Below are 26,163 nucleotides of genomic sequence, written 5' to 3'. Positions count from 1 at the left end.
GCGGACTCTTAAGTGCGCCTGAACGGTGAATGGAGGCACCTTGCAGAACCACACGGAACACCGCAGGACGCAGCATGCGTCACTGGGGCCGGGCTTGTCCGCCTTAATCCGATGCACTGAAGACTCAAACCTAATGACAATCAAGCCTCTGTGCCTTGCGCAACGCCTCAAACGATATTCATACATCATATTGCCGCTGTTGCTGGTCGGCGGCGTCCTCGACCTGACCCTGCAATCGCGCATCAGCAGCGCCGAGCCGGTGGACGGCGTGCAAACCCTGGTGTTCCTGCGCCACGGCGAAAAACCCGCCGGCGGCCTGGGCCAGCTCAATTGCCAGGGCCTGAACCGCGCGATGAACCTGGCCACCGTGCTGCCGGAAAAGTTCGGTAAGGCCAACTTCGTCTTCGCCGCCAACCCGACGCGCAATGTCGAGGAAGGCGAAAAAGACAATTCCTACAGCTACATTCGCCCTCTGATGACCATCAGCCCCAGCGCAATCAAGCTCGGGTTGCCGGTAAACATCAAGTTTTCGGCGAATGACACCAACGCCCTCGCCGACGAACTGGTGGAAAACAAGTATCACAACGCCATCATCTACACTGCCTGGTCCCACGGCTATCTGCCGGAGTTGATCAACAAGGTGGCCAGTGAAGCGGTGGGCGAAAAGCACACCATCACCGAAGACTGGTCCGGCAATGACTACGACACGCTGTATGTACTGACACTCACCTGGCACAACGGCAAGGCATCGTTGCTGAGCCGCAACTATAAGCAGGGCCTGAATAATGGCGAACAAACCTGCCCGGATGCGACCCAGGTCAGCGCAGATCTCTGAAGCCTGAGCGATAGGGGCGTATGATGCGCGGCTATTGACTCATCTGCGGATCAACACCATGTCCAACCTCGTCTCCACCCAGCCCAACCGGGGCTGGTCGTTCTGGTGGAAACCAGCGCTGTTCCTGCTGGTCGCCTGCATCGGCCTTTACTACGTGAAGTGGTCGCCCTACTACTTCAAGGCGTTTGTCGCCGCCGACAACCACAGCATCGGCGCCTCAATTCTCAATGACCAGCAAACCTCGCCACTGGCGGCGGCGCTGGCCTATGCCCAGGTGTATTTCCTGGCGATCTGGAAAGCCGCCGTTCTAGCGGTGATCCTCGGCTCGTTGCTGCAAGTGTTGATCCCCCGCGACTGGCTGCTGCGCCTGTTTGGTCGTGCCGGGCTGGGTTCGACCCTGCGCGGCGGGCTGTTCGCCTTGCCCGGAATGATGTGCAGTTGCTGCGCGGCACCGGTGGCGGCAGGCATGCGTCGGCAGCAAGTGTCAGTAGGCGCGGCGCTGGCGTTCTGGATCGCCAACCCGGTACTGAACCCGGCCACCCTGGTATTCATGGGGTTTGTGCTGGGTTGGGGCTTCACGGCGTTAAGGCTGGTGGCAGGGATTGTGCTGGTGGTCGGCGTGTCCCTGGTGGCCCAGCGGATCGCACGCCCGGAGCAAGTGCCGGAAGCGGCGCTGGGGGCGGTGGCCGAGGCCAGCGTGATCGAGTCGCAACCGTTTTTCAGCCGCTGGTTGCGCACCCTGTGGCAACTGTTCTGGAGCACGATCCCGGTCTACATCCTGGCGGTGCTGGTGCTGGGCGCGGCGCGGGTCTGGCTGTTTCCCCACGTGGATGGGGCGATGACCGACAGCCTGCTGTGGCTGGTGCCGCTGGCGATTGTCGGCACGCTGTTCGTAATTCCGACCGCCGCGGAGATACCGATCGTACAAACCATGATGACGCTGGGCATGGGCAGCGGCCCGGCCGTGGCCTTGTTGATGACCCTGCCGAGCGTGAGCCTGCCGTCACTGCTCATGTTGCGCAAGGATTTCGACGCGCGGGTGCTGCTCACGGTGGCAGGCTTGACCATGCTGGTGGGCGTGGTCTGCGGTTTGATTGGAGCGGCGATCCTTTAGGTAATGGGTGAGGTTGAGGGCCTTGTCACAGGCAAGCATCAACCTCGCAAAGCACCACGCTCGCGCAAATACTCCACCACCGCCGCCTGCTCCCCGACAAACTCGATGCGTGCGCCTTTGCTTTCGCGCTGGAAGGCGTACATCGGGTCGTAATACTCACGCAGCAACCCTTCGATCCATACGCGGTGCAGGTCCACGGCGCCGCTACGGGCCTGTTCCGCCAGGGCGTCCTGCAGAATCGCCTGCAACCGCTGGAAGCGCTCGCCGCCCAGGCGCTTGTGGATATTGGCCAGGCTCTGGGTCAGGCGCTCGGCAAACAGGGCGTAGCCGGTTTCGCCAAATACCGCGATGAATTCGGCGCAAAGGTCGACCACGTAATCACGCAGGATACGTTCGACACGGCCTTCGATGCTGTCTTCCAGCCACACCATCGCAAAGGTCTGCATGCCCTTGTGCAACGGCAACGGCAGTGCACAACTGCCGATCATGCGGCTCTCATCCTCGACCACAAACTGCTCGACGCCGCCCGCACGTTTTTTCAGCAGGTCCACTGCCAGGCGGTTCTCGAAGTCGATGTTGGACGGTTGCACCGTAGCTCGCTTGCCAAAGCTGGAACCGCGATGATTGGCGTGGCCTTCCAGGTCCAGGGCGTTGCGCAGTTGGCCAAGCACTTCGGTCTTGCCGGTGCCGGTCATGCCGCCCAGCAACACGAAATCACACTCGGTGACAGCCTGTTCGACGGTGTCCAGCAAAAAGCTGCGCATGGCTTTGTAGCCGCCGCCGACGCGGGGATACTCGATACCGGCTTCGGTTTTCAGCCATTGCTGCACGATCTGCGAGCGCAGCCCACCACGAAAGCAGTACAGATAGCCGTCCGGATTGGCCTGGGCGAACCGCGCCCATTGCTCAATGCGCCCGGCCTTGATTGCCCCGGACACCAGCTCGTGTCCGAGCACGATAGCCGCTTGCTGGCCCTGCTGCTTGTAGCAAGTGCCGACCCGCTGACGCTCGTCGTCGGTCATCAGTGGCAGGTTGACCACGCCCGGGAAGGCGCCCTTGGCGAACTCGACGGGCGCACGGGTATCCATCATCGGCCGGTCGTTGAGGAAGATGTCGCGGTAGTCGGTGATGTCAGTCGCCATCAAAACACCTCTACCGCGTGGGTCTGTCGCTCAACCAATTCACCGATGGACTCAAGGGTCAGGCCCAGTTCGCGGGCGACCGCATGAAACTCGGCGTCGCCCGCGGGCGTAACGGCGATCAACAGGCCGCCGCTGGTCTGCGGGTCACACAGCACGCGTTTGTGCAGCTCTTGCAGGCGCCCGAGTTTGCTCGCATAACTGTCGAAGTTGCGCAAGGTGCCGCCCGGCATGCAGCCCTGGTCAAGGTAGTCCTCGATCCCGGGCAGGCGTGGGACTTTGTCGTATTCGATGCGCGCCGTCACGCCGCTGCCGTCAGCCATTTCCACCAAATGGCCCAAAAGACCGAAGCCGGTGACGTCAGTCATTGCCGTTACACCGGCCAATTTGCCGAAGCGGCTGCCAGGCTTGTTGAGGGTACACATCCAGTCACGAGCCAGGCCGATATCCGCCTCGCGTAATTTGCCCTTCTTTTCCGCAGTGGTCAGGATGCCGATGCCCAGGGGTTTGGTCAGGTACAAACGGCAGCCGACGGTGGCGGTGTCGTTGCGCTTCATATGGCGCTTTTGCACGATACCGGTCACGGCGAGGCCGAAGATGGGCTCCGGCGCATCGATGGAGTGACCGCCGGCCAGGGGAATACCGGCCTCGTCGCACACAGAGCGGCCGCCACGGATCACTTCGCGAGCAACCTCAGGCGCCAATACATTTACCGGCCAGCCCAGAATGGCGATAGCCATCAACGGGTCGCCGCCCATGGCGTAGATGTCGCTGATCGCGTTGGTGGCGGCAATCCGGCCGAAGTCGAACGGATCGTCGACAATCGGCATGAAAAAATCAGTGGTGGAGACCACACCGCGCTCGTCGTCGATGGCATACACCGCCGCATCGTCGCGCGAGGCGTTGCCCACCCACAGGTTGGGGTCAAGGTTCTGTGCGCCGCTGCCGGCGAGGATCACTTCCAATACCTGGGGCGAAATCTTGCAGCCACACCCCGCGCCATGGCTGTACTGGGTAAGGCGAATCGGCTCGTTCATGGTGGACCTCAAGCTATCAAGTGCGCGGATTCTAACAGACGGCAAAAAGCCGGCGGGGCTCTTACGAGCCCAGCCGGCCTTTTTGGGGTTGCTGCGATTACTGACGAGCGGCCAGCAAACGCTTGTGACGGTTGCGCCGGGCGATGTTCAAGCACTCGATCGCCGCCGAGAACGCCATGGCCGCATACACGTAGCCTTTTGGCACATGGGCGCCGAAGCCTTCGGCGATCAGGGTCATGCCGATCATGATCAGGAAGCCCAGGGCCAGCATCACCACGGTCGGGTTGTCGTTGATGAACTTGGCCAGCGGTTCAGCCGCCACCAGCATCACGATGACCGAGGTCACCACGGCAACGATCATGATCGGCAAATGCTCGGTCATGCCCACGGCGGTGACGATGCTGTCGATGGAGAACACCAGGTCGAGCATCAGGATCTGGCCGATGGCTGCGGCAAAGCCGATGGACACGGCATTGCCGGTGCTGGTCTTCTCTTCAGGCTCCGGGTCCATGCTGTGATGGATCTCGGTGGTTGCCTTCCAGACCAGGAACAGGCCGCCGGCGATCAGAATCATGTCCTTCCACGAAAACGCCTGGCCGAAGATTTCAAACACCGGCGTGGTCAACTGCACGATGAACGCAATGGTGCTCAACAGACCCAGGCGCAATACCAACGCCATGCTGATACCGATGCGTCGCGCCTTGGCACGGTGCTGCTCGGGCAATTTGTTGGTGAGGATCGAGATAAAAATCAGGTTATCGATGCCCAGCACGATTTCCATCACGATCAAGGTGGCCAATGCGACCCAGGCGGTGGGGCTGGCGGCCAGTTGTACAAGGTAGTCCATAGATCAATCCTGACGTTGTGCTGGAAAATTAGGCTTCTTTACGTGTCGATTCAGACTCATTTTGCGGCTGATCGTCTTTTTTCTGCGGACTGATCAGGCCCTGGGTCGCTTCACTCAACGCCTGCTCGGCGGCCTTGTGGGTTTCATCGATCACTTGCTTGGCCGATTCGGTGGCCTTGCCCATCACCTGCTGTGCGCTTTTTTCGACCTGATCACAGCCGCTGACCACCACCAATGAAAGCGCAAGCAACGATGCCGCGCCCAGGGAATTGAGTTTCATGATGTTTTCCTCGTTAGAACCATTGGGTCCAAATAGTGGCCCCTCGATAGCGACGCATTCTAGGCAGAGGGACACTTCAGGAAAATTCGTATTTTTCTCGCGTATACTTCGGTTTTAACGAAGTGTAGGCCGGCATGCTCAATTACCGACAATTGCATTACTTCTGGGTGGTAGCCAAGACCGGCAGCATCGTGCGCGCCTGTGAGCAATTGAACCTCACGCCCCAGACCATCAGCGGACAAATCAGTCTGCTCGAGCAAACCTTCGGCATCGCCCTGTTTCAGCGGGTCGGCCGCCAGCTGGAGCTGACCGAGGCCGGGCGCCAGGCCCTGCCCTACGCCGAGCAGATGTTCCAGACCGGCAATGAATTGGAGGCGATGTTGCGCGCGCAGCCGGATGAACAGCAGATCCTGTTTCGGGTCGGGGTGGCGGATGTGGTGCCCAAATCCATCGTCTACCGGCTGATCGCGCCGACCATGGAGCTCAGCGAGCCGATCCGCATCACCTGCCGCGAAGACAAACTCGAACGCCTGCTCGCCGACCTGGCGATCCAGCGCCTCGATCTGGTGATTTCCGACAGCCCCATGCCCACGCATCTGGACATCAAAGGCTACAGCCAGAAGTTGGGCGAATGTGGCATCAGTTTTTTCGCCACTCAAGCGTTGGCTGACCGACACCGCGGCGTTTTCCCACAGTGTTTACAGGGGGCGCCATTGCTGATTCCGGGGGCGGAGACGGTGGTGCGCAGCCGCTTGCTACGCTGGTTTGCCGAACAGCAGATCCAACCGAAGATCATCGGCGAGTTCGACGACAGCGCCTTGATGCAGGCATTCGGCCAATCCGGCAGCGGGATCTTTATCGCCCCCAGCGTGATCGCCGATGAGGTGGTGCGCCAGTATGGCGTCGCGCTGATTGGCCAGACGGATGCGGTGACCGAGTCGTTCTATGCAATTTCGGTAGAACGCAAGGTCAAGCACCCCGGCATCGTGGCAATTACCGAAGGTGCCAGGCGGGAACTGTTCACCGCCCTGCCCTGAGGGTTCAGGCGCTGGTCGGCAACGGTTTGACGCCCATCAGCCACAACGCCAGCAGCATCGACACCAGGATAAACCCGGACGCGGCCAAGCCCAGGCTGGCCAGGCCCAGAGTGTCGATCACATGCCCTCCGACCAAGGCACCGAGACCAATACCCAGGTTACCCCCGGCAATATTCAACGACGCGGCAAACGCCGGCGCATGCGGGGCGGCCTTCATCAGCCGCACATGGCTGACCAGGAACATCGCCGCCTGGGTCACGCCCCACACGGCCATCGCCGCCGCCAGGCCGATGGTGGAATGAATCGCCGGCACCACCGCAACCATGCCGCCGATCATGAACCCGCAGAACACCATCGATGCGATCAAGGGGTGGCGATCCACCGCGCGGCCGCCCAGGGAGTTGCCGATCAGCCCGACTGCGCCAAAGCCCATCAGGCACCAGCCGACCAGCGTACCGTCGAACCCGGCCAGGCGCTCAAGGATGTCCGCCAGGTAGGTGTAGGCGGTGAACATGCCGCTGAAGACCAGGATCGACAGCAGGATGTGCCCCTGCATCAACGGGCTGCGCAACAGCTTGAATTGCGAGCGCAACGTCACCTGCGCGTTCTTCGCCTGTGTCACCGGCAGGTAGACATACAGCAGCAGTGCCTTGGCCAACGCAATCACCGCGAGGATGGCAAACGCGCTGCGCCAGCCGAACATATCGGAAATCAGCGTGCCCACCGGAATGCCGAAGACGGTGGCGCAGACGATCCCGAAGCCGATCTTCTCGATGGCCCGGCCGGCGTATTCCGGGCCGACGATGTCCACCGCCGTTTCACTGGCCAAGGCCCAGAACACCGGCAAACCCAACGCCGGAATCAAGCGCGCCAGGGACATCACCCAGATGTTCGGTGCCAGTGCCGCCACGCCATTGGCCACGGCGAACATGATCAAAATCGTGATGAACAGGCGCTTGCGCTGGAACCGCGCGCAGTAGGCCGTGAGAAACGGGCCGAACGCCGCCACGGTGAACGCAAACAGCGTCACCAGCAGCCCGGCCTGGGACACGCTGACATTCAGGTCCCGGGCAATCGACGGCAACAGGCCGACGATAATGAATTCTGTGGTCAGCACGGTAAAACCGGCGGCCGACAGCAGCAGGATGGGAAACAGCATGAAAACTCCAGAAACGACAACATCAACGAAAGCCCGGAGGCCCGCTGACGAAGAGGAAAGATGAGAGACGGCGATATTAACAGGATCTGTGCGAATTGGCCGCAAATGGGTGACGGAATGCCGCACCAATCGGGACATTTCCTACAGCATGATAGACTCCGCGCCCGCTTCCTACAGCGCGCTCCACCTGCAATGCTGCGTCCTACTAAAAAAACCAGAGACAACCGTTTATGACTGCTGCTCCTTCCCTTTTCCAACGACTCGCGCGCGTCAGCCTGGTCACGCAAATCGTCATCGGCCTGATCGCCGGCATTCTGCTGGCCCTCGTGTTGCCCGAGGCGGCCAAGGCCACCGGTTTCATTGGCAAAGTGTTTGTCACCGCGCTGAAGGCCGTGGCGCCGATCCTGGTGTTTGTGCTGGTGATGGCGTCAATCGCCAACCATAAACACGGCCAGGAAACCCACATCAAGCCGATCCTGTTCCTGTACCTGCTGGGCACCTTCGCGGCCGCCGTGGTTGCGGTGATCGCCAGCACGCTGTTTCCCTCGCCGCTGGTGCTCGCCACCCACGACGCCACTGTGAGTGCTCCGGGCGGCATCGGCGAGGTGTTGCAGAGCCTGTTGCTGAGCGTGGTGGATAACCCGGTGAGCGCGCTGATGAACGCCAATTTCATCGGCATTCTGGCCTGGGCCATCGGCATGGGTATAGCGATTCGCCATGCCGGCGAAACCACCCGCACGGTGCTCGATGACTTGTCCAACGGCGTGACCTTGATCGTGCGCGTGGTGATCCGCTTCGCGCCCCTGGGGATTTTCGGCTTGGTAGCCTCGACCCTGGCCACTTCCGGCTTCGGTGCCCTGCTCGGCTACGCCCACCTGTTGGTGGTGCTGATCGGCTGCATGCTGTTCGTGGCGCTGGTGATCAACCCGGCCATCGTGTTCTGGAAGTTGCGCCGCAACCCCTACCCGCTGGTATTGCTGTGCCTGCGCGAAAGCGGCATCACGGCGTTCTTCACCCGCAGTTCGGCGGCGAACATTCCGGTGAACCTGGCGTTGAGCAAACGCCTGGGTCTGCATGAAGACACCTACTCGGTGTCGATCCCCCTGGGCGCCACCATCAATATGGCGGGTGCGGCGATCACCATCACCGTGTTGACCCTGGCGGCCGTACACACCCTGGGCATCAGCGTAGACCTGCCCACCGCCGTGCTGCTCAGCGTGGTCGCCGCCATTTGCGCGTGCGGTGCGTCGGGCGTGGCCGGTGGTTCGCTGCTGCTGATTCCACTGGCATGCAGCCTGTTCGGCATTCCCAGCGATATCGCCATGCAGGTAGTGGCGGTCGGTTTCATCATCGGCGTGTTGCAGGACTCTGCGGAAACCGCACTCAACTCGTCCACCGATGTGCTGTTTACTGCGGCAGCGTGCCTGGGCAAGGACGAGCAGCCGGTTTAAACAGCGCTCGCAAAAAAGCCCGGGGCCGCTCTCAAAGGAACGACCCCGGGCTTTTTTTATGCGCTTAAAACACGGTTATTTAGAACGCGCCCATGTAATCACGCTTGCCCACTTCCACACCGTTGTGACGCAGCAGTGCGTAGGCGGTGGTGACGTGGAAGAAGAACTGCGGCAGGCCGTAGGTCAGCAGGTAGGACTGGCCGCTGAAGCGCTTCTCTTTCGGCGTGCCTGGGCGCGTGATGATCTCGATGCCTTCTTTACCGTCGATTTGCTCGGGCTTGATGCTGTCCATAAACGCCAGGACCTTGGCGATCAGCGCTTGCAGGTCGGCAAAGGTCACTTCGTTGTCTTCGTATTTCGGCAGTTCGATCTCGGCCAGGCGCGCGGAAACGCCCTTGGCGAAGTCGACGGCGATCTGCACCTGGCGCACTAGTTGGAACATGTCCGGGAACAGGCGCGCTTGCAGCAAGGCGTTGGGTTCGATGTTTTTCGCGGTGGCGTGGGCTTCGGCTTTGTCCAGCACACCGCTCAGGGCGGTGAGCATTTGCTTGAAGACTGGGACGGAAGCGGCGTACAGGGAAATAGTCATGACAGTCTCATCGATAAGGGCGGGGTTGGAACCAGCGGCGATTATAGCCGTGCCGGCCGCTTGTCTTTTATTTTTTCAGGATTAGGCTAGTGCGTTCACTGCATAGGGAAAGCGCGATGACCGCTGAGCACGACACCGACACCCCTGAGCCGCGCCTGAACAGCACGGAAATCCGCATCCTGGGCTGCCTGATCGAAAAACAGGCGACCAACCCGGAAACCTACCCCCTGACCCTCAACGCCCTGGTCCTGGCCTGCAACCAGAAGACCAGCCGCGAGCCGGTGATGAACCTCAGCCAAGGCCAGGTCGGCCAAAGCCTGCGTGTGCTGGAAGGCCAGGGGTTCACCCGCCTGGTCATGGGCAGCCGCGCCGACCGCTGGGAACACCGGGTCGACAAGGCCCTGGAATTGGTGCCGGCCCAGGTGATCCTGACCGGGCTGCTGTTTCTGCGTGGGCCGCAGACGGTCAACGAGTTACTGACCCGCAGCGGGCGCATGCATGATTTCGAAGACGCCGACCAGGTCGTCCACCAACTGGAACGCCTGATTGCGCGCGGGCTGGCCGTGCTGGTGCCGCGCCAGGCGGGGCAGCGCGAGGATCGCTATACCCACGCGCTCGGCGATCCAGCGGATATCGAGGCGATTATCGCCGCGCGCGGCAGCCCGGTGGAGCGCGGGGCCGGCGGGGTCTCAGTCGAGCGCATCGAAGAGCTGGAAGCGCGGATTGCGGCGCTCGAAGAACGGCTGGCACAGCTGGAACAGGCCTGACACGGTCAAAACCCTGTAGGAGCCGGCTTGCCTGCTCCTACAGTTGATGTGCAATGTTCTTCAGCCTCGCGCAAAAGCGACGGCTTTTTCGAACTGTGCCTGGGTCGGCCGCACGCCGGTGTACAACACAAACTGCTCCAGCGCCTGGATCGCGATCACTTCCAACCCGGTGATCACACGCTTGCCTTGGGCACGTCCACGCACGATCAACGGCGTTTCCGCCGGGATCGCCACCACATCGAACACGGTCTGCGCCTGGTCCACGGCGTCCGCCTCGAAAGCCAGCTGATCGGCCTCGGCCCCGCCGGTCATGCCGATCGGCGTCACGTTGATCAACATCTGCGGGCGCAGATCGCCCAATTGCGCCTGCCATTGATAGCCCAGGCTCTGCGCCAGCGCCCTGCCCGCCGCTTCGTTACGCGCCACGATCACGCCATTGGCGTACCCGCCGTCACGCAGGGCACTGGCCACGGCCTTGGCCATGCCGCCACTGCCGCGCAGGGCAAAGGTCGATTCTGTCGGTACTGCGTGCGTTTTCAGCAGTTGCTCGATGGCGATGTAGTCGGTGTTGTAGGCCTTGAGGTGGCCGGCCGTGTTGACGATGGTGTTGAGGGATGCGATGGCTTTGACCGAGCTGTCCAGTTCGTCCACCAGGGCAATGCAGGCCTCCTTGAACGGCATCGACACCCCGCAACCGCGAATCCCCAACGCCCGGATACCGCCGATCGCACCAGCTAAATCCTGGCTGCTGAAGGCTTTATAGTAGAAGTTCAGACCCAGTTGTTCATACAAATGGTTATGAAATCGCAGGCCGAAATTCCCGGGACGCGCCGACAGTGACATGCACAGTTGGGTATCCTTGTTGGGGTGCATCTGCATGGGTAACTCCTTGAAGTAAGCAAATCGGTACAGACCTTACACAACCTTTACCTATCGGCCGTGCTGTTTTTCAGAAATACGTTGTCTTAAAAGTATCCCCGCGACATTACTTGAGCTAATTGATTGCAGGCCACAAGCGCAGGGGCTAACCGAGGAATGACCATGATTCGTAAAATCCCCAAGATCGCCTTGCTTATCGGTGCACTCGCTATGGCAGGCCAAGCCTCCGCCCACGGTGGTGGGTGGGGTGGTCCGGCCGTCTTGGGTGCGTTAGTCGGCGCCGCTGTCGTGGGCTCCGTGGTTGCCAGCCAACCTCGTGAGGTCTACGTGCAGCAGCCAGTGTATGTGCAACCGCAACCGGTTTACGCCGCACCACCGCCGGTGTACTACGCACCGCCACCGCCGGTGTATGTGCAACAACAGGTCTATTACCGCCCGGCGCCGGTGTATTACGGCCCACCGCGTGGCTATTACGGCCCTCCCCACGGCTACTATGGCCGCGGCTGGTAAGTTTGAATCGATCTGCCTGAACAGGCCTCGCCCACCCGCGGGGCCTTTTTTTGCGCAGCGGTTTATCGAAAATCGTCCGGTTTGATCGCACCAAGGTCGCTATGAGGACAATGGCCGCGCCGCAATCCCACATCATTGAAGCCGAAAGTCTACTTGCCCGACCGGGTCTCGCGCTGTCATGTTTATGTCACGACTCACTTTCACTATCCCACCTCTGAACCCGATAACAACAAGGACGGCTGACCATGCCCACGCAAAACCCACACCACGTTGCCGGACTCTGTACGTCCAGCAAGGTCTACAGCGCACTGACCGAACTCAAGCACCTGGAAGGCCACCGCAACGCAAAATTCCTCGCACTGCTGGCCGAAAGCCTGGTGCGCAAAGGCCTGCTCAATGAGCAGGAAGTGGTGAACATGCTCGACCAAGTGGTGGAGTGACACCTGGCGTTGATGTCGACTATCAAGCCGGGTGATTTTTCCTCGACGCTGGCACCCCGTAAGGTGACCCCCATAGCGATTGGAGGTCCTTATGCCCACTGTTCAGATCATGTCCGTCATCGGCAGCGCCGTTCCTGCCCCCCTGCGCAAGCTGGGTGTACTCGCCTGCTGGTACCTGATGCACGATGGCGAGCCCGTCAGCGGCCCACTCACTTCGTTATCGGCTGCCGAGCAACAAGCGGCAACCTTCAGGCTCCGCGCCTGAGGCCTAGGGCAACGGCAACTTGACCCGTGGCTTGCTTTCGACAAATAGCGCCCAGCTGGACATGAACAACGCCGCCACCAGCGGCCCGATCACAAAGCCGTTCAGGCCGAACACCGACAGGCCGCCCAAGGTCGAGATCAGAATCAGGTAGTCCGGCATCTTGGTGTCCTTGCCCACCAGAATCGGGCGCAGCACGTTATCCACCAGGCCGATGACGAATACGCCGAACAGGCCCAGCACCACGCCTTGCCAGATCGCCCCGCTCAACAGGAAGTATGCCGCCACCGGCCCCCACACGATCCCTGCGCCCACCGCCGGCAGCAGCGAGAGAAACGCCATCAACACCGCCCAGAGCAACGCGCTGGGAATGTCCAGAAACCAGAAGATCAAACCGCCCAACGCCCCTTGGGTCACGGCAACCAGCACGTTGCCCTTGACCGTGGCGCGCACCACGCGGTTGAACTTGAGTTGCAGACGGCGCTTTTGCGGCTCGGCCAGCGGCACCGCCGTGCGGACTTTTCGCACCAGCTCCGGGCCGTCACGCAGCAGGAAAAACAGCAGATACAGCATGATGAAAAAGCTCACCAGGAAATCGAACGTACCCTGGCCAAAGCTGAACGCCTGGCTGGCAAAGAACTGGCTACCCTGCATCGCGCTCTTGACGATTTTCTCGCGCAGGCCTTCCAGGTTGCCCATGCCGAAGCGGTCCAGAAGGTGCTGAAAGTAAGGTGGCAGGAAGTTCTTGAACTGTTCGATATACCCGGCCACGTCCAGCTTGCCGCTTTCGACATTTTTGTACAGCGTGGCCCCCTCCTGCACCAGCAAGGCGCTGGTGATGATCACCGGCAGAATCGCAATCACCAGGCACACCATCAGGGTGGCCAGGGAGGTCAGGTTGCGGTTCCAGCCGACTTTCACCTGCAGACGCCGCTGCATCGGGGCAAAGATGATACCCAGGATGACGGCCCAGAACACCGCGCCGTAAAACGGCAGCAATATCCAGATAAAGGCGACGGTCACCAGGACCAGCAGTAACAGCAGCGTTTTGAATTGCAGGTTGGTTTGATTCATGTCCGATCCATGTCAAAAAAGCCGGACGCGCGTTTGCGTCCAAATGCTTAGTCCGTCGCAATCGCTGGGAGTGCCCTCTTTGTTGCAGCAAGCGTAGACCTGGATCAATAAATCCCTGTTCGCCTTCGGCTACGCTCGCGACCTTTTGGGTCCCACTCCCCATGTCTCTCGTCCTTGCCCCCGAACTGCTTGCCCCCGCGGGCACCCTGAAAAACATGCGCTACGCCTTTGCCTACGGCGCCGATGCGGTATACGCCGGCCAGCCGCGCTACAGCCTGCGCGTGCGCAACAACGAATTCGACCACGCCAACCTGGCCCTGGGCATCGAGGAAGCCCATGCACTGGGCAAGCGTTTCTACGTGGTGGTCAACATCGCGCCGCACAACGCCAAGCTGAAGACCTTCCTCAAGGACCTGGCCCCGGTGATCGCCATGGGCCCGGATGCGCTGATCATGTCCGACCCGGGGCTGATCATGCTGGTGCGTCGCCACTTCCCGCAGATGCCCATCCACTTGTCGGTGCAGGCCAATACAGTGAACTGGGCCAGTGTGGAATTCTGGCAACAGCAAGGGATCTGCCGGGTGATTCTGTCGCGGGAATTGTCCCTGGAAGAGATCGGCGAAATCCGTGAGCAGGTGCCGGCCATGGAACTGGAAGTGTTTGTCCACGGCGCCTTGTGCATGGCCTATTCCGGGCGCTGCCTGCTCTCGGGCTATATGAACAAGCGCGACGCCAACCAAGGCACCTGCACCAACGCCTGCCGCTGGAAATACCAGGCCACGCCGGCAGTGGAAAACGCCACCGGCGATATTGTCCAGCAATACCGGCCGGAACCCACACTGGGCATTGGCGCACCGACCGATCAGGTGTTCCTGTTGCAGGAGGCCAACCGCCCGGATGAACAGATGCCCGCCTTCGAAGACGAGCACGGCACCTACATCATGAACGCCAAGGACCTGCGCGCGGTGCAGCATGTGGAGCGCCTGACGCGCATGGGTGTGCATTCGTTGAAGATCGAAGGCCGTACCAAGTCCCACTTCTACTGCGCGCGCACCACCCAGGTGTATCGCCAGGCCATCGATGATGCGGTGGCGGGTCGCGAGTTTGACCGCAGCCTGATGACCAACCTGGAGTCACTCGCGCAACGCGGCTACACCGAAGGTTTCCTGCGCCGCCATGTACACGACGAATACCAGAACTACCAGAACGGCAGTTCGGTGTCGGAGCGTCAGCAGTTCGTCGGGGAATTGACCGGCGAGCGCCGGGGCGAGCTGGCCGAGGTCAAGGTGAAAAACCGTTTTGCGCTGGGCAATCACCTGGAATTGATGACCCCCGCCGGCAATTTTCACTTCGACCTGGCCACACTGCACAACGCCAAGGGCGAAGCCATCGAGGTGGCGCCGGGGGATGGGCACACGGTGTATGTGCCCTTGCCGACGGAGATGGATCTGCGTTTCGGCCTGTTGATGCGCGACGTCGAGTAACCCCCCTCAGATCCTGAACTGGGCCACCAGTTGGCCCAAGCGCTGGCCGAGGTCCGCCAGGCTGCGCGACGTCTGGGCGCCCAACTGGGTTTCATCGGCCACGCTGTCTACCGCCACGGCAATTTGATGCACGCTGCGGTTGATCTCCTCGGCCACGGCGGTCTGCTCTTCGGCGGCGCTGGCAATTTGCGCGTTCATCGAGTTGATGGTGCCGATCAACTGCGCGATGGTGTCCAACGACGCCCCGGCTTCGTTGGCCTGGACCGAGGTGCCGTCGCCAGCGTCGCTGGAACGGCGCATAGCCTCCACGGCGGCTACGGTGCCTTTTTGCAGGCGGTCGATCATGCCCTGGATTTCCTGGGTGCTGGTCTGGGTGCGGCTGGCCAGGGCGCGCACTTCGTCGGCAACCACGGCGAACCCGCGACCGGCCTCCCCCGCCCGCGCCGCTTCGATCGCGGCGTTAAGGGCCAACAGGTTGGTCTGTTCGGCAATCGAGCGGATGACGCTGAGCACGCTGACAATCGACGACACGTCCTGCTGCAGACTGTCGAGGGACACGCCGCTGCTGCGGATATCGTTCACCAACGCATGGATCTGCGCGATGCTGCGGTCCACCACGCGCTTGGCGGCCTGGCCCTCGGCGTCGGTCTGTTGCGCCGCGACGGAGGCACCCTGGGCACTGTGCGCAACTTCCTGGGCGGCGGCGGACATCTGATTGATCGCGGTGGCCACCTGGTCGGTCTCGTGACGCTGACGCTCCATGGCCTGTTCCGAGCGCTGCGCCTGGTCGGACACCTGGCCCACCAGCCCGGTGAGTTGCGCGGTCATTTCGGTGATCTGGCGTACAAGGCCGTGGATCTTGTCGACAAAACGGTTGAACGCCCCGGCCAGATCGCCGAGCTCATCCTGGCTGGTGATAGCCAGGCGCCGCGTCAGGTCGCCTTCGCCGGCGGCGATGTCGTCGAGGTTGGCTTTCATCAGGTGCAGCGGACGCAGGATGGTATTGGCCAGGACCATGCCCGCTGCGGCAATCACCAGCAACACCAGCACAGCCACGCCGAGGATACTCAGCAATACGCCCTCCATGCGCTTCTGGACCTTGGCCTCGACCACCGCGACCTGGGCGTCGATGCCATCCAGGTTGACCGAGGTGCCGATGACCATGTCCCACTTGGGCAGGTACTCGGTATAACCCAGTTTGGGCACCAATTCGGTCTGCCCGGGCTGGGTCGAACTGTATTGCAGGTAGTGAGTGCCATCCTTGCCGACCTTGACCAGGTCGCGGTTGACGTAGACCCCATTGGGGTCGCGGTTGTCCTTGAAGCTCTTGCCCACGCCGTCCGGGCTGTTGCCCTTGAACAGGCGGATGGTCTCGGAGTCGTAGCCGAAGAAGTAGCCGTCCTTGCCGTAGCTGGTATTGGACAGCAGCTTGACTACCTCGGCACGCACCGCCGTATCACCCGGGGCGGCGGCGTCGTAGAGCGGCTTGATGGTGCTCATGGCCACTTCCACATAACTCTGCAGAGTGGCTTTGGCGGCGTCGAGCAAGTGCTGGCGGGTCTCATCCACCTCGTTGCGCGCTTGCCCCTTGAGGATCCACACCGTGGTCAGGCTGATCACCAACGCAAACAACAGCACCGGCACTATGGCGAGGCACAGGACTTTGACCTTCAGGCTCAGACGCATGGCTTTTCTCTCTTATTAGTGGCGGCTTGAGAGGTTAACGGCCAACTGCGCGGATTCTGTAGGACGGCCTCGTCAGAGCGTCATCGCCGCCACCCAGCCAAACACCAGCAGCGGGATGTTGTAATGCAGGAACGTCGGCACCACGGTGTCCCAGATATGGTGGTGCTGGCCGTCGATATTCAGGCCGGAGGTCGGGCCCAGGGTCGAATCCGACGCCGGCGAACCGGCATCGCCCAAGGCACCGGCCGTGCCGACGATGCAGACGATCGCCAGCGGGCTGAAGCCCAATTGCACACACAGCGGCACGAAAATCGCGGCCAGGATCGGCACCGTGGAAAACGACGAGCCGATCCCCATGGTCACCAGCAACCCCACCAGCAACATCAGCAACGCCCCTACCCCACGGCTATGGCCGATGAACGCCGCCGACGTTTCCACCAGCGAGCGCACGTCACCGGTGGCCTTGAGCACTTCGGCAAACCCTGAGGAGGCGATCATGATGAAGCCGATCATCGCCATCATCTTCATGCCTTCGGTGAACAAGTCGTCCGTCTCGCGCCAGCGCACGATGCCCGACACCGAGAAAATCAGGAACCCGGCCAAGGCGCCGATGATCATCGAGTCCAGCCACAGTTGAATGATGAACGCCGAGGCAATCGCCAGGCCGGCCACTAGCAGCGTCAGCGGGTTGTACTGCACCGCGACCTGTTCGACTCGCTCGATTTTCTCCAGGTCGTACACGCGTTTTTTACGGTAGCTGACAAACACCGCCACCAGCAGGCCGACCACCATGCCCAGCGCCGGCAGGCCCATGGCGTGGGTCACGTTGACCTGACTGATGTCCACGCCGCTCTTGGCCACGTTGGCCAGCAGGATCTGGTTGAGGAAGATGTTGCCGAAGCCCACCGGCAGGAACATGTAAGGCGTGATCAAACCGAAGGTCATCACGCAGGCGATCAGGCGGCGGTCCAGTTGCAGTTTGGTCAGCACGTATAACAACGGCGGCACCAGCAGCGGAATAAACGCGATATGAATCGGCAGGATGTTTTGCGAGGCAATCGCCACCCCCCACAGCAGGCCAATCAGTAACCATTTGACATGGCTGCCGCCGCTGGCTTCCTGGCGATCAACCAGCAGCAGCGCCTTGTCCGCCAGGGCATGGGCCAGGCCGGACTTGGCAATCGCCACCGCGAAAGCACCGAGCAATGCGTAGGACAAAGCCACCGTCGCGCCACCACCCAGCCCACCGTTGAAGGCCTGGAGCGTAGCGTCGATGCCCAGGCCACCGGTCAGCCCGCCCACCAGGGCGCCGACGATAATGGCGATGACCACATGCACGCGGGACAGGCTGAGCACCAGCATGGTGCCGACTGCGGCGATGACTGCGTTAATCATGGTTACCTCAAGCAAAAAAACAAACAACAGGCATGCCCGCGCGCTGGCGGCCATCGAGGATGACTGCCGGCGTGCAGGCTTAAAGGAGGTCTTATTAGAGGGCGCGCACTTTGCAGCAGGCGCGCTCGCATGTCAAAAAACGGCGTCGCTTACAGATTTAAATTGAACGTTTGAATAAAGAAAAACCCATAGCTGCCGATACAAGGCTCTCTATGTTTTCAGGTTAAGGATGCCCCGCGATGTCCCTCAGACAGCTGTCCATTCAATGGAAAATCACCCTGCTCGCAGGCCTCTGCCTGCTGGGAATCGTGACCCTGCTGGTGGGTCTGTCGCTGTATCGCATGGAACAGAGTTCGCAACGGGTCAAAGCCTCCAGCATGCACATGCTCGATGAAGCGGCCCAGGCGCGTATCGAAGCCCAGGGCGAAGCGCAGGCGCTGGGCATCCGCCGGCAGTTCATGGATGCCTATCAATACGGTCATGGGTTTTCCCGCCAGGTGCTGTTCCTGCGTGAACAGGCAGAAAAGCGCTTCATCGATGCCTTCGACACCCGTGAAGACTTGACCCGCCAGGTCAAGGCCGCCTTGCAGGCCAACCCCGACCTGCTCGGGTTGTCCCTGGTGTTCGAAGCCAATGCCCTGGACGGCAAGGATGAGCTGTTCGTCAACCAGGCAGAGCTGGGCAGCAACGACAAAGGCCGGTTCGCCCTCTATTGGTCACAGCCGACGCCCGGCAAACTCACCGCCATGTCGCTGCCCGAAAGCGACATGTCCGACACCAGCATCGGTCCGAGTGGGGAAAAGGCCAACGCCTGGTTCACCTGCCCGCGCACCACCCTCAAACCGTGCGTGATCGAACCGTACTTCTATGTCATCGACGGCCAAAACGTGCTGATGACCAGCATCGTGTTCCCGCTGACGGTGAATGGCAAAGTCATCGCCTCGCTGTCGGTGGACATCAACCTCAACAGCCTGCAGGCGGTGAGCCAACAGGCGAGCCACAAGCTGTATGACGGCCAGACCCAGGTCAGCATTCTCAGCCCCACCGGCTTGCTGGCCGGCTACAGCGCGGATGCGAGCAAACTCAGCCAGCGCCTCGACCAGGTCGACCCCGCCAGCGGCGCGCAATTGATCAGCGCCCTGGCCGGCAGTACGCGGATCAGCAGCCTGCGGGCCGACCATCGACTCAAGGTCCTGGCGCCGTTTACGCCGATCCCCGACGGCAAACCGTGGGGCGTGTTGCTGGATGTGCCGGAAAAAATCCTGGTGGGCCCGGCCGAAGCGCTCAAGGCGCAACTGGACGCCGATAACACCCGCGGCACCTTGCTCGAATTGAGCCTGGGCCTGCTCGCCGCCGTCATCGGCCTGGGGCTGGTGTGGCTGATGGCGCGCAGCGTGACCCGGCCGATCCTGGGCGTGGCGCACATGCTCGAAGACATCGCCAGCGGCGAAGGCGACCTGACCCGCCGCCTGGCCTACGACAAACAGGACGAGTTGGGGCAACTGGCCGGCTGGTTCAACCGCTTCCTCGACAAACTGCAGCCGATCATCGCCGAGGTCAAACGCTCGGTGCAGGACGCCCGTGGCACCGCCGACCAATCCGCCGCGATCGCCAGCGAGACCAGCGCCGGCATGGAACAGCAATACCGCCAGGTCGACCAGGTGGCCACCGCCTCCCATGAAATGAGCGCCACCGCCCAGGACGTCGCCCGCAGTGCGGCCCAGGCCGCCCAAGCCGCACGCGATGCGGACCAGGCCACCCGTGACGGCCTGAAAGTCATCGACCGCACCACCACCAACATCGGCCATCTGGCAGCGGACATGAGCACCGCCATGACCCAGGTTGAAGGCCTGGCGACCAACAGCGCGAAGATCGGCTCAGTGCTCGAAGTGATTCGTGGCATCGCCGAGCAGACCAACCTGCTGGCCCTCAACGCCGCCATCGAAGCCGCCCGCGCCGGTGAGGCCGGCCGTGGGTTTGCGGTGGTGGCCGACGAAGTGCGCAACCTCGCCCGACGAACCCAGGAATCGGTGGAAGAAACCCGCCTGGTGATCGAGCAACTGCAAAGCGGCACCACCGATGTGGTCGGCGCCATGGGCAACAGCTATCGCCAGGCCCAGGGCAGCGTCGAACAAGTCGGCGAGGCAGTCACCGCCCTGCGCCAGATCGGCGAAGCGGTCACGGTGATCAGCGACATGAACCTGCAAATCGCCAGTGCCGCCGAAGAGCAAAGCGCGGTGGCCGAAGAGATCAACAGCAACGTGGCGACGATCCGCGATGTGACCGAGTCGCTGTCGGAACAGGCCAACGAATCGGCGCGGGTCAGCCAGGCGTTGAACCGTTTGGCCAATCAGCAACAAGGGTTGATGGATCATTTCCAAGTGTGAGTGACCGCCACCGACTCTGAAGGAGATCCAATGTGGGAGGGGGCTTGCCCCCGATTGCAGTGAGTCAGTCAAAGGCTACATCGACTGATTCACCGCTATCGGGGGCAAGCCCCCTCCCACCTTTTTGATCGGCGTCAGCGTTTGGTGACTCACCGCTCGGCCAATCAGCAACAAGGGTTGATGGATCATTTCCAAGTGTGAGTGATCAACGCTGACACTGAAGGAGATCCAATGTGGGAGGGGGCTTGCCCCCGATTGCAGCGTGCCAGTCAAAGTCTACATCGACTGATTCACCGCTATCGGGGGCAAGCCCCCTCCTACCTTTTTGATCGGCGTCAGCATTTGGTGACTCACCGCCCGGCCAATCAGCAACAGGGGTTGATGGATCATTTCCGGGTATGAGTGACCGCCACCGACTCTGAAAGAGATCCAATGTGGGAGGGGGCTTGCCCCCGATTGCAGTGGGTCAGTCAAAGGCTACATCGACTGATTCACCGCTATCGGGAGCAAGCCCCCTCCCACCTTTTTGATCGGGGCCAGCATTTGGTGACTCACCGCCCGGCCAATCAGCAACAGGGGTTGATGGATCATTTCCAAGTGTGAGTGATCAACGCCGACACTGAAGGAGATCCAATGTGGGAGGGGGCTTGCCCCCGATTGCAGTGGGTCAGTCAAAGGCTACATCGACTGATTCACCGCTATCGGGGGCAAGCCCCCTCCCACCTTTTTGATCGGCGTCAGCGCTTGGGCAGTTCGATCAGCACCTTGAGCCCACCCAGTTGGCTTTCCTGCAACTGCAACACCCCGCCCCATACCTCGACGATATCGCGCACGATCCCCAGGCCCAGGCCGTGGCCGTCGATCTGTTCATCCAGGCGCGTGCCACGGCTGAACACCTGGTCACGCTGGGCTTTGGGAATGCCGGGGCCGTCGTCTTCCACCGCCAGCAGGTAACTGTGCGGCGTCTCGCTGACGCTCAGGCGCACCTCGGCATCCGCCCATTTGCAGGCGTTGTCCAGCAGGTTGCCGAGCAGCTCCAGCAAGTCTTCGCGGTCCCAGGGCAATTGCAGGCCTGGAGCGGCGTGGTGGCTCAAGTCCAGGTGGTCGCCGTGGACCATGTTCAGGGTCGCCAGCAAGCCCGGCAGTTCTTTTGCGCAATCAAACAAGGCGCCCGGCAGGGTTTCGCCGGCCAGGCGCGCGCGGTTGAGTTCGCGGTTGAGGCGCTGTTGCACCTGTTCAAGCTGCTCGCGCAACAGCGTGCGCAAGTGCGGCTGATCCTTGAGCGCTTCGCTCGACGCCGCGCTCAACAGCACCGACAGCGGGGTTTTCAGCGCGTGGCCGAGGTTGCCCAGGGCATTGCGTGAACGCTTGAGGCTGTCTTCAGTGTGGGCCAGCAGGTGGTTGATCTGCGCCACCAGCGGCTCCAGCTCCAGCGGCACCTGGGTGTCGAGTTGCGAGCGCTGGCCCTGTTGCAGCTGGGCGATCTGGTTGCGCGCAACTTCCAGCGGGCGCAAAGCGCGACGGACCGTGACCCGTTGCAGGATCAACACCAGCAACAGGGCCGCCACCCCCAGCACCAGGCCGATCTGACGCATCAGCCGAAAACTTTCCCGCACGGGCGTGTAGTCCTGGGCCACGCTGATGGAAATCGATTGGCCGAAGCGCTTGTAGTCCGAGCGCAGTACCAACAGTTGCTGGCCTTCCGGCCCCAGTTGCAGGTTGCCCTTGAGCCCGACCTCGGGCAGGCGTGGCAGCTCCTGGTCCCACAATGAGCGGGAGCGCCAGCGGGTGTCGGCGAAATCGATACGGAAATAATGCCCCGAGAACGGCCGCTGATAGGCCGGCGACAAGCGTTGCTCGTCGAGTTGCACACCATTCGGCCCGCGCACCAGCGCGACCAGCAGGTTCTCGCTGTCGTTGCGCAAACCGGCTTCCAAATAGCGCTGCAAACCGGCTTCGAACAACCATAGGCTGGTTTGCGCCAGCACCACGCCAACCACCACCATCACGCTGATCAGCCCCAGGCTCAGGTGCCGCTGGATCGACCTCATGCAGGACTGGCGCCAAACAGATACCCCTGGCCGCGCCGGGTTTCGATCACACTGCGGCCCAATTTTCGGCGCAGGTGGTTGACGTGGACTTCGAGCACATTGGAATCGCGCTCGGTCTCGCCGTCATATAAGTGCTCGGCCAGATGGCTTTTCGAGAGGATCTGTTCCGGGTGCAGCATGAAATAGCGCAGCAGGCGGAACTCGGCGGCGGTCAGCTGGATTTCGTCGCCGTCGCGCAGCACGCATTGACGCCCTTCATCCAGGTGCAGGCCGGCCGCTTGCAAGGTCGGCTGGTTGGCCTGGCCGTGGGAGCGGCGCAACAGCGCCTGGACGCGCAAGTGCAGCTCTTCGGGATGAAACGGCTTGCTCAGGTAATCGTCGGCCCCGGCCTTGAGCCCTTCGATGCGCTCGGCCCAGGAATCGCGGGCGGTGAGGATCAGCACCGGGGTGGCCAGCGCGGCCGCGCGCCATTGCGCCAGCACCTCAAGCCCGGGCAAGCCGGGCAGGCCGAGGTCAAGGATGATCAAGTCATAGGGTTCGCTGCGGCCCTGGTACGCAGCATCGCGCCCATCGGCCAGCCAATCGACGGCATAGCCCTGGCGCTGCAGGCCGGCCATCAGCTCATCGGCCAGCGGTACATTGTCTTCCACCAACAGCAGGCGCATCAGTCTTCCTCGTCTTTGATCAGCGCACCGCTGGTCGCGTCGAGTTTGATCTCGCGCACCACGCCTTCGGTCGTCACCAGTTCCACTTCATACGCATATTGGCCGTCCTTTTTCTCAAGCTCAGCCTCCAGCAGCCGCGAGCCGGGGTGGCGCGCCATGGCCTGCTGCAACAGTTGCTCGAGCGGCAGGATCACCCCCTGCTGGCGCAGAGCCAGGGCTTCATCCTGGTTGAGGTCGCGGGCTGGCAGGCTTGAGCAAAACGCCAGGAGCACCAGCCCCACCCAGCCAACGGCGCGTCGATATACCTTCATTACGTATCCTGATGATTCTTGAGAACATGCCCGGTGAGCGCGTCCAATTCAACCTCCCATTCGATGCCGTCGGCATCCTCCAGTTCGACCTGGTAGAGGTACTTGCCATATTCCTCATCCAGGTCGGTGTCCAGCAGGGTAGAACCGGGATGCAGGGCCAGGGCCGTGGCTTCAAGCTGGTCGAAGGCGACAATAGTAACAGTGCCGGGCACGCGGAGTGGTTTGTCGGGGTCCACTCCTTGGGCCTGTGCCGCCAAAGAGGCGACGATCCCGGCGGCGACCAGCACTGTAAGGCGCTTCATGATAAGTCTCCGCTTCACGATATTTGTCCTACGCCACCATACCCGCGGCAACTTAACTGAAGCTGAATTGCCACCATGGCAATTCGCGTCACCCGCGTTTTCCTTCACCCGGCGAGATTTTCTATACTGCCCCGCTCGCTTCAACAGAGACCGGTATGACAGCCATCCACATCAAGTTTCCCGCCCTGACACTCAAGGCCGGCAAGCGCGCCTTTGCGCGCATTCGCGAGCAAGGCCTCACGCCTGCCGATGTCGGTATCCTTCCCGGTGCGGCGGGCGGGCCCAAGGCCTTGGGCATCCAGGGCCTGGACCTGGCGCTGTTCGGCGACTGGCTACCCCGCTCGCCGCGCGAACGCGCGCTGATCGGTGCCTCCATCGGTTCCTGGCGGTTTGCCAGCGCCTGCCTGCCCGACCCGGTGCAAGGCCTGCTCGACCTCGGCCGCCTGTACAACGAACAGCGCTTTGCCAAAGGCGTGACCATGGCCGAGGTCAGCCAGAGCTGCCGGCGCATGCTCGATGACCTGCTGGCCGGGCGCGATGCGCGGGTGCTGGACAACCCCGACTATCGGCTGAACATCATGGTGGTCAAGAGCCACGGCCTGCTCGCCGACGATCACCGCGGGCGCCTGGGCCTGGGCTTATCGTCGGTAATTGCCGACAACCTGCGCGGCCGCGCACGGCTGGCGCGGCATTTCGAACGGCTGATCCTCCACGACCCACGCCAGGCGCCGCCGGTGCATGCGCTGCAGGATTTCCCGTCGCGCTTCCTCGACCTGAACCTGGGCAACCTGCGCCAGGCGCTGCTGGCGTCTGGCTCAATCCCCATGGTGATGCAAGGCGTGCGCGACCTGCCTGGCGCGGGCGCGGGCACCTACCGCGACGGCGGCCTGCTGGATTACCACCTCGACCTGCCCTACCACGGCGATGACATCGTGCTGTACCCGCACTTCACCGACCGCGTCATCCCCGGCTGGTTCGACAAGAGCCTGCCATGGCGACGCAGCAATCAACAAGGCTTGCAGGACGTGTTGCTGCTGGCACCGTCGAAGGACTACCTGGCCCGCCTGCCCCACGGCAAACTGCCGGACCGCAGCGACTTCAAGCGCTTTCTGGGCGATGACGCGAGTCGCAACAAGTACTGGCAAACCGCAATGAGCGAGAGCCGGCGCCTGGGCGATGAGTTTCTGCAACTGGCCGACCAGGGTGGCCTGGGCGAGCGCTTGCAGACGCTTTGACCCAGCGGTATGCGCGAGGCGCGATGTAGCTGTTAAACTCGCCGCCTGCCAGAAACCTGACCGAGCTGAAAAATACTGTGGAAATCTTCAAGGAATTTACATTCGAATCCGCCCACCGCCTGCCCCACGTGCCAGACGGCCACAAGTGCGGGCGCCTGCATGGACATTCGTTCAAGGTGGCGATCCACCTGAGCGGCGACCTGGACCCCCATACCGGCTGGATTCGCGACTTCTCGGAGATCAAGGCGATTTTCAAGCCGCTCTATGAACGCCTCGACCACAACTACCTGAACGACATCCCCGGCCTGGAAAACCCCACCAGCGAAGTACTGGCCAAGTGGATCTGGACCGAATTGAAACCCCTGCTGCCCGAACTCAGCGCGATTCGCATCCATGAAACCTGCACCAGCGGCTGCATCTATCGCGGCGAGTAAACCTCACGTCAACGCCCTGTCGGAGCGCCCTATGGAAAACACCTGGCTGGCCCAGGCCAAACGCTTGCAGGCATTGGCTTCCACGGGGCTGCATTTTTGCACCGACGACTTCGAACGCGAGCGCCTGGAGGAAATTGCCGAGATCGCCCACAGCATGCTCGCGCAATTGGGCAATGTGCCGCTGGAACGCATCACCGGGCTGGTCTCGGATTTCGCCCAGCGCTACTCGACGCCGATGATCGATGTACGCGGCGCGGTGATCGACGGCGAGCGCATTCTGCTGGTGCGCGAGGCGACCGATGGTTGCTGGGCGCTGCCGGGGGGTTATGCCGATATCGGTCTGTCGGCGGCGGAAAACATCGTCAAGGAGATCCGCGAGGAGGCCGGGCTGACGGTGACCGCGCGGGCGCTCTACAGCGTCACGCACAAAGCCAAGGGCTTGTACCGCGCGGATGTGCGGGACTTCTACAAGCTGTATTTCCTGTGTGAACGGGTCGACCAACTGGCGCCGACGGCCGGGTTCGAAACCACCGAGGTGGGGTTCTTCGCCCTCGACGACCTGCCGCCGCTGTCCCGTGGGCGCACCATCGAAAGTGATCTTGAGGCGGCCTTTGCCTTTCATCGCGGCGAGACCACGCAAACGCTGTTCGACTGATCCAATGTGTATCACCGCTGCACCGCTTTCGTGCCCGATTGGGCACCGCGACCACTCCCGCCCGTGCTCCGCGCCTGTTTGGCAATAAATCCTGTGCACGCTGCACAACGCCCACCGTGCGCCCGTCACTGCGGCTGA

General features: G+C 61.9%; 27 protein-coding genes and 2 pseudogenes. 14 read left to right on the top strand and 15 right to left on the bottom strand.

Annotation, left to right across the window (positions count from 1 at the left end):
- Positions 1-133: 133 nt before the first annotated feature.
- Together J2Y83_RS09255 and J2Y83_RS09250 are read left to right on the top strand one after the other, a co-directional pair.
- Positions 134-835 carry a histidine phosphatase family protein gene (locus J2Y83_RS09255; protein ID WP_253394642.1) on the top strand — a complete coding sequence of 234 codons (702 nt, stop codon included), beginning with the start codon at positions 134-136 and terminating at the stop codon, positions 833-835.
- 58 nt (positions 836-893) lie between these two features.
- On the top strand, positions 894-1,949 hold the full coding sequence (locus J2Y83_RS09250) for a permease (protein WP_253394640.1): 1,056 nt from the start codon (positions 894-896) through the stop codon (positions 1,947-1,949).
- Positions 1,950-1,987: 38 nt separating this feature from the next.
- Here J2Y83_RS09250 and mnmH read toward each other — a convergent pair whose 3' ends face one another.
- The 4 genes from mnmH to J2Y83_RS09230 form a co-directional block, all read right to left on the bottom strand.
- Positions 1,988-3,091, bottom strand: a complete 1,104-nt coding sequence (gene mnmH, locus J2Y83_RS09245) for a tRNA 2-selenouridine(34) synthase MnmH (RefSeq protein ID WP_253394639.1) — start codon at positions 3,089-3,091, stop codon at positions 1,988-1,990.
- Positions 3,091-4,125 (bottom strand): selenide, water dikinase SelD, encoded by a 1,035-nt coding sequence (gene selD / locus J2Y83_RS09240; protein ID WP_253394636.1) that lies wholly within the window; start codon positions 4,123-4,125, stop codon positions 3,091-3,093. The genes mnmH and selD overlap by 1 nt, the downstream gene beginning before the upstream one ends.
- 97 nt (positions 4,126-4,222) lie before the next feature.
- Positions 4,223-4,972: a TerC family protein gene (locus tag J2Y83_RS09235; RefSeq protein WP_253394635.1), complete on the bottom strand. Its 750-nt coding sequence runs from the start codon at positions 4,970-4,972 to the stop codon at positions 4,223-4,225.
- A 28-nt stretch (positions 4,973-5,000) separates the two neighbouring features.
- On the bottom strand, positions 5,001-5,252 hold the full coding sequence (locus tag J2Y83_RS09230; protein ID WP_247404422.1) for a hypothetical protein: 252 nt from the start codon (positions 5,250-5,252) through the stop codon (positions 5,001-5,003).
- Between the two features lie 134 nt (positions 5,253-5,386).
- On the opposite strand from J2Y83_RS09230, the gene nhaR reads away from it, so the two are divergent.
- Positions 5,387-6,289 (top strand): transcriptional activator NhaR, encoded by a 903-nt coding sequence (gene nhaR / locus J2Y83_RS09225; RefSeq protein WP_253394633.1) that lies wholly within the window; start codon positions 5,387-5,389, stop codon positions 6,287-6,289.
- 4 nt (positions 6,290-6,293) lie between these two features.
- Here nhaR and J2Y83_RS09220 read toward each other — a convergent pair whose 3' ends face one another.
- Positions 6,294-7,448 (bottom strand): MFS transporter, encoded by a 1,155-nt coding sequence (locus J2Y83_RS09220; protein WP_253394631.1) that lies wholly within the window; start codon positions 7,446-7,448, stop codon positions 6,294-6,296.
- A 230-nt stretch (positions 7,449-7,678) separates the two neighbouring features.
- Between J2Y83_RS09220 and sstT the strand changes: the two genes are divergently transcribed.
- Positions 7,679-8,899 (top strand): serine/threonine transporter SstT, encoded by a 1,221-nt coding sequence (gene sstT, locus J2Y83_RS09215; protein ID WP_253394629.1) that lies wholly within the window; start codon positions 7,679-7,681, stop codon positions 8,897-8,899.
- Positions 8,900-8,978: 79 nt separating this feature from the next.
- Here sstT and J2Y83_RS09210 read toward each other — a convergent pair whose 3' ends face one another.
- A complete protein-coding gene (locus J2Y83_RS09210; RefSeq protein ID WP_253394627.1) occupies positions 8,979-9,488 on the bottom strand; it encodes a DUF1993 domain-containing protein in 510 nt (169 codons plus the stop codon).
- A gap of 116 nt (positions 9,489-9,604) precedes the next feature.
- On the opposite strand from J2Y83_RS09210, the gene J2Y83_RS09205 reads away from it, so the two are divergent.
- Positions 9,605-10,255, top strand: coding sequence for a YceH family protein (locus tag J2Y83_RS09205; protein ID WP_253394624.1), 651 nt, complete (start codon positions 9,605-9,607; stop codon positions 10,253-10,255).
- 60 nt (positions 10,256-10,315) lie between these two features.
- On the opposite strand, the gene J2Y83_RS09200 is transcribed toward J2Y83_RS09205, so the two are convergent.
- Positions 10,316-11,134, bottom strand: coding sequence for a shikimate 5-dehydrogenase (locus tag J2Y83_RS09200; protein ID WP_253394622.1), 819 nt, complete (start codon positions 11,132-11,134; stop codon positions 10,316-10,318).
- 156 nt (positions 11,135-11,290) lie between these two features.
- Here J2Y83_RS09200 and J2Y83_RS09195 point away from each other — a divergent pair, with 156 nt between their 5' ends.
- The 3 genes from J2Y83_RS09195 to J2Y83_RS09185 all read left to right on the top strand — a co-directional run bounded on the left by J2Y83_RS09195 (position 11,291) and on the right by J2Y83_RS09185 (position 12,349).
- A complete protein-coding gene (locus J2Y83_RS09195; RefSeq protein WP_065907126.1) occupies positions 11,291-11,644 on the top strand; it encodes a hypothetical protein in 354 nt (117 codons plus the stop codon).
- Between the two features lie 245 nt (positions 11,645-11,889).
- Entirely contained in the window at positions 11,890-12,084 is a 195-nt protein-coding gene (locus tag J2Y83_RS09190) for a hypothetical protein (RefSeq protein WP_247406676.1), read from the top strand.
- A 91-nt stretch (positions 12,085-12,175) separates the two neighbouring features.
- Complete coding sequence (locus tag J2Y83_RS09185; RefSeq protein ID WP_247406673.1) at positions 12,176-12,349, top strand: hypothetical protein; 174 nt, start codon at positions 12,176-12,178, stop codon at positions 12,347-12,349.
- 3 nt (positions 12,350-12,352) lie between these two features.
- On the opposite strand, the gene J2Y83_RS09180 is transcribed toward J2Y83_RS09185, so the two are convergent.
- Entirely contained in the window at positions 12,353-13,420 is a 1,068-nt protein-coding gene (locus tag J2Y83_RS09180) for an AI-2E family transporter (RefSeq protein WP_253394620.1), read from the bottom strand.
- Between the two features lie 161 nt (positions 13,421-13,581).
- Between J2Y83_RS09180 and trhP the strand changes: the two genes are divergently transcribed.
- Positions 13,582-14,904 (top strand): prephenate-dependent tRNA uridine(34) hydroxylase TrhP, encoded by a 1,323-nt coding sequence (gene trhP / locus J2Y83_RS09175; protein WP_253394618.1) that lies wholly within the window; start codon positions 13,582-13,584, stop codon positions 14,902-14,904.
- A gap of 6 nt (positions 14,905-14,910) precedes the next feature.
- Here the strand turns inward: trhP and J2Y83_RS29815 are convergent, their stop codons facing one another.
- The 3 genes and pseudogenes from J2Y83_RS29815 to J2Y83_RS09165 all read right to left on the bottom strand — a co-directional run bounded on the left by J2Y83_RS29815 (position 14,911) and on the right by J2Y83_RS09165 (position 17,982).
- Entirely contained in the window at positions 14,911-15,666 is a 756-nt protein-coding gene (locus J2Y83_RS29815) for a methyl-accepting chemotaxis protein (RefSeq protein ID WP_373423800.1), read from the bottom strand.
- Positions 15,667-15,768: 102 nt separating this feature from the next.
- Positions 15,769-16,590, bottom strand: a pseudogene (locus tag J2Y83_RS29810) (cache domain-containing protein); the annotation flags it as partial.
- Positions 16,591-16,662: 72 nt separating this feature from the next.
- Complete coding sequence (locus tag J2Y83_RS09165) at positions 16,663-17,982, bottom strand: Na+/H+ antiporter family protein (RefSeq protein ID WP_253400363.1); 1,320 nt, start codon at positions 17,980-17,982, stop codon at positions 16,663-16,665.
- A 242-nt stretch (positions 17,983-18,224) separates the two neighbouring features.
- Between J2Y83_RS09165 and J2Y83_RS29805 the strand changes: the two are divergent.
- A pseudogene (locus J2Y83_RS29805) lies at positions 18,225-19,514 on the top strand (HAMP domain-containing protein); the annotation flags it as partial.
- A 102-nt stretch (positions 19,515-19,616) separates the two neighbouring features.
- Entirely contained in the window at positions 19,617-20,372 is a 756-nt protein-coding gene (locus J2Y83_RS29800; protein ID WP_373423798.1) for a methyl-accepting chemotaxis protein, read from the top strand.
- 737 nt (positions 20,373-21,109) lie between these two features.
- Here J2Y83_RS29800 and J2Y83_RS09155 read toward each other — a convergent pair.
- Genes J2Y83_RS09155 through J2Y83_RS09140 form a run of 4 tightly spaced genes read right to left on the bottom strand, consistent with a single transcriptional unit; the run spans position 21,110 to position 23,701 of the window.
- Entirely contained in the window at positions 21,110-22,423 is a 1,314-nt protein-coding gene (locus J2Y83_RS09155; protein WP_253394612.1) for a sensor histidine kinase, read from the bottom strand.
- The gene (locus J2Y83_RS09150) at positions 22,420-23,088 is read right to left on the bottom strand and encodes a response regulator transcription factor (RefSeq protein WP_253394610.1); all 669 of its coding nucleotides are present in this window, start codon (positions 23,086-23,088) and stop codon (positions 22,420-22,422) included. Before J2Y83_RS09150 ends, J2Y83_RS09155 begins: the two co-directional genes overlap by 4 nt.
- Complete coding sequence (locus J2Y83_RS09145) at positions 23,088-23,399, bottom strand: PepSY domain-containing protein (RefSeq protein WP_253394608.1); 312 nt, start codon at positions 23,397-23,399, stop codon at positions 23,088-23,090. Before J2Y83_RS09145 ends, J2Y83_RS09150 begins: the two co-directional genes overlap by 1 nt.
- The gene (locus J2Y83_RS09140) at positions 23,399-23,701 is read right to left on the bottom strand and encodes a PepSY domain-containing protein (protein ID WP_253394606.1); all 303 of its coding nucleotides are present in this window, start codon (positions 23,699-23,701) and stop codon (positions 23,399-23,401) included. The genes J2Y83_RS09145 and J2Y83_RS09140 overlap by 1 nt, the downstream gene beginning before the upstream one ends.
- Before the next feature lie 155 nt (positions 23,702-23,856).
- Here J2Y83_RS09140 and J2Y83_RS09135 point away from each other — a divergent pair, with 155 nt between their 5' ends.
- The 3 genes from J2Y83_RS09135 to J2Y83_RS09125 all read left to right on the top strand — a co-directional run bounded on the left by J2Y83_RS09135 (position 23,857) and on the right by J2Y83_RS09125 (position 26,025).
- Positions 23,857-24,936, top strand: coding sequence for a patatin-like phospholipase family protein (locus tag J2Y83_RS09135; protein WP_253394605.1), 1,080 nt, complete (start codon positions 23,857-23,859; stop codon positions 24,934-24,936).
- Positions 24,937-25,013: 77 nt separating this feature from the next.
- Positions 25,014-25,370, top strand: a complete 357-nt coding sequence (queD, locus tag J2Y83_RS09130; protein WP_017736453.1) for a 6-carboxytetrahydropterin synthase QueD — start codon at positions 25,014-25,016, stop codon at positions 25,368-25,370.
- Between the two features lie 31 nt (positions 25,371-25,401).
- Positions 25,402-26,025 (top strand): NUDIX hydrolase, encoded by a 624-nt coding sequence (locus tag J2Y83_RS09125; RefSeq protein WP_253394604.1) that lies wholly within the window; start codon positions 25,402-25,404, stop codon positions 26,023-26,025.
- Positions 26,026-26,163: the final 138 nt, after the last annotated feature.

The sequence above is a fragment of the Pseudomonas marginalis genome (assembly GCF_024169655.1).
Taxonomy (GTDB): Bacteria; Pseudomonadota; Gammaproteobacteria; order Pseudomonadales; family Pseudomonadaceae; genus Aquipseudomonas; species Aquipseudomonas paraveronii.
Note: the sequence above shows the minus strand (reverse complement) of the source record. Positions and strands in the feature narration are given on the sequence as shown.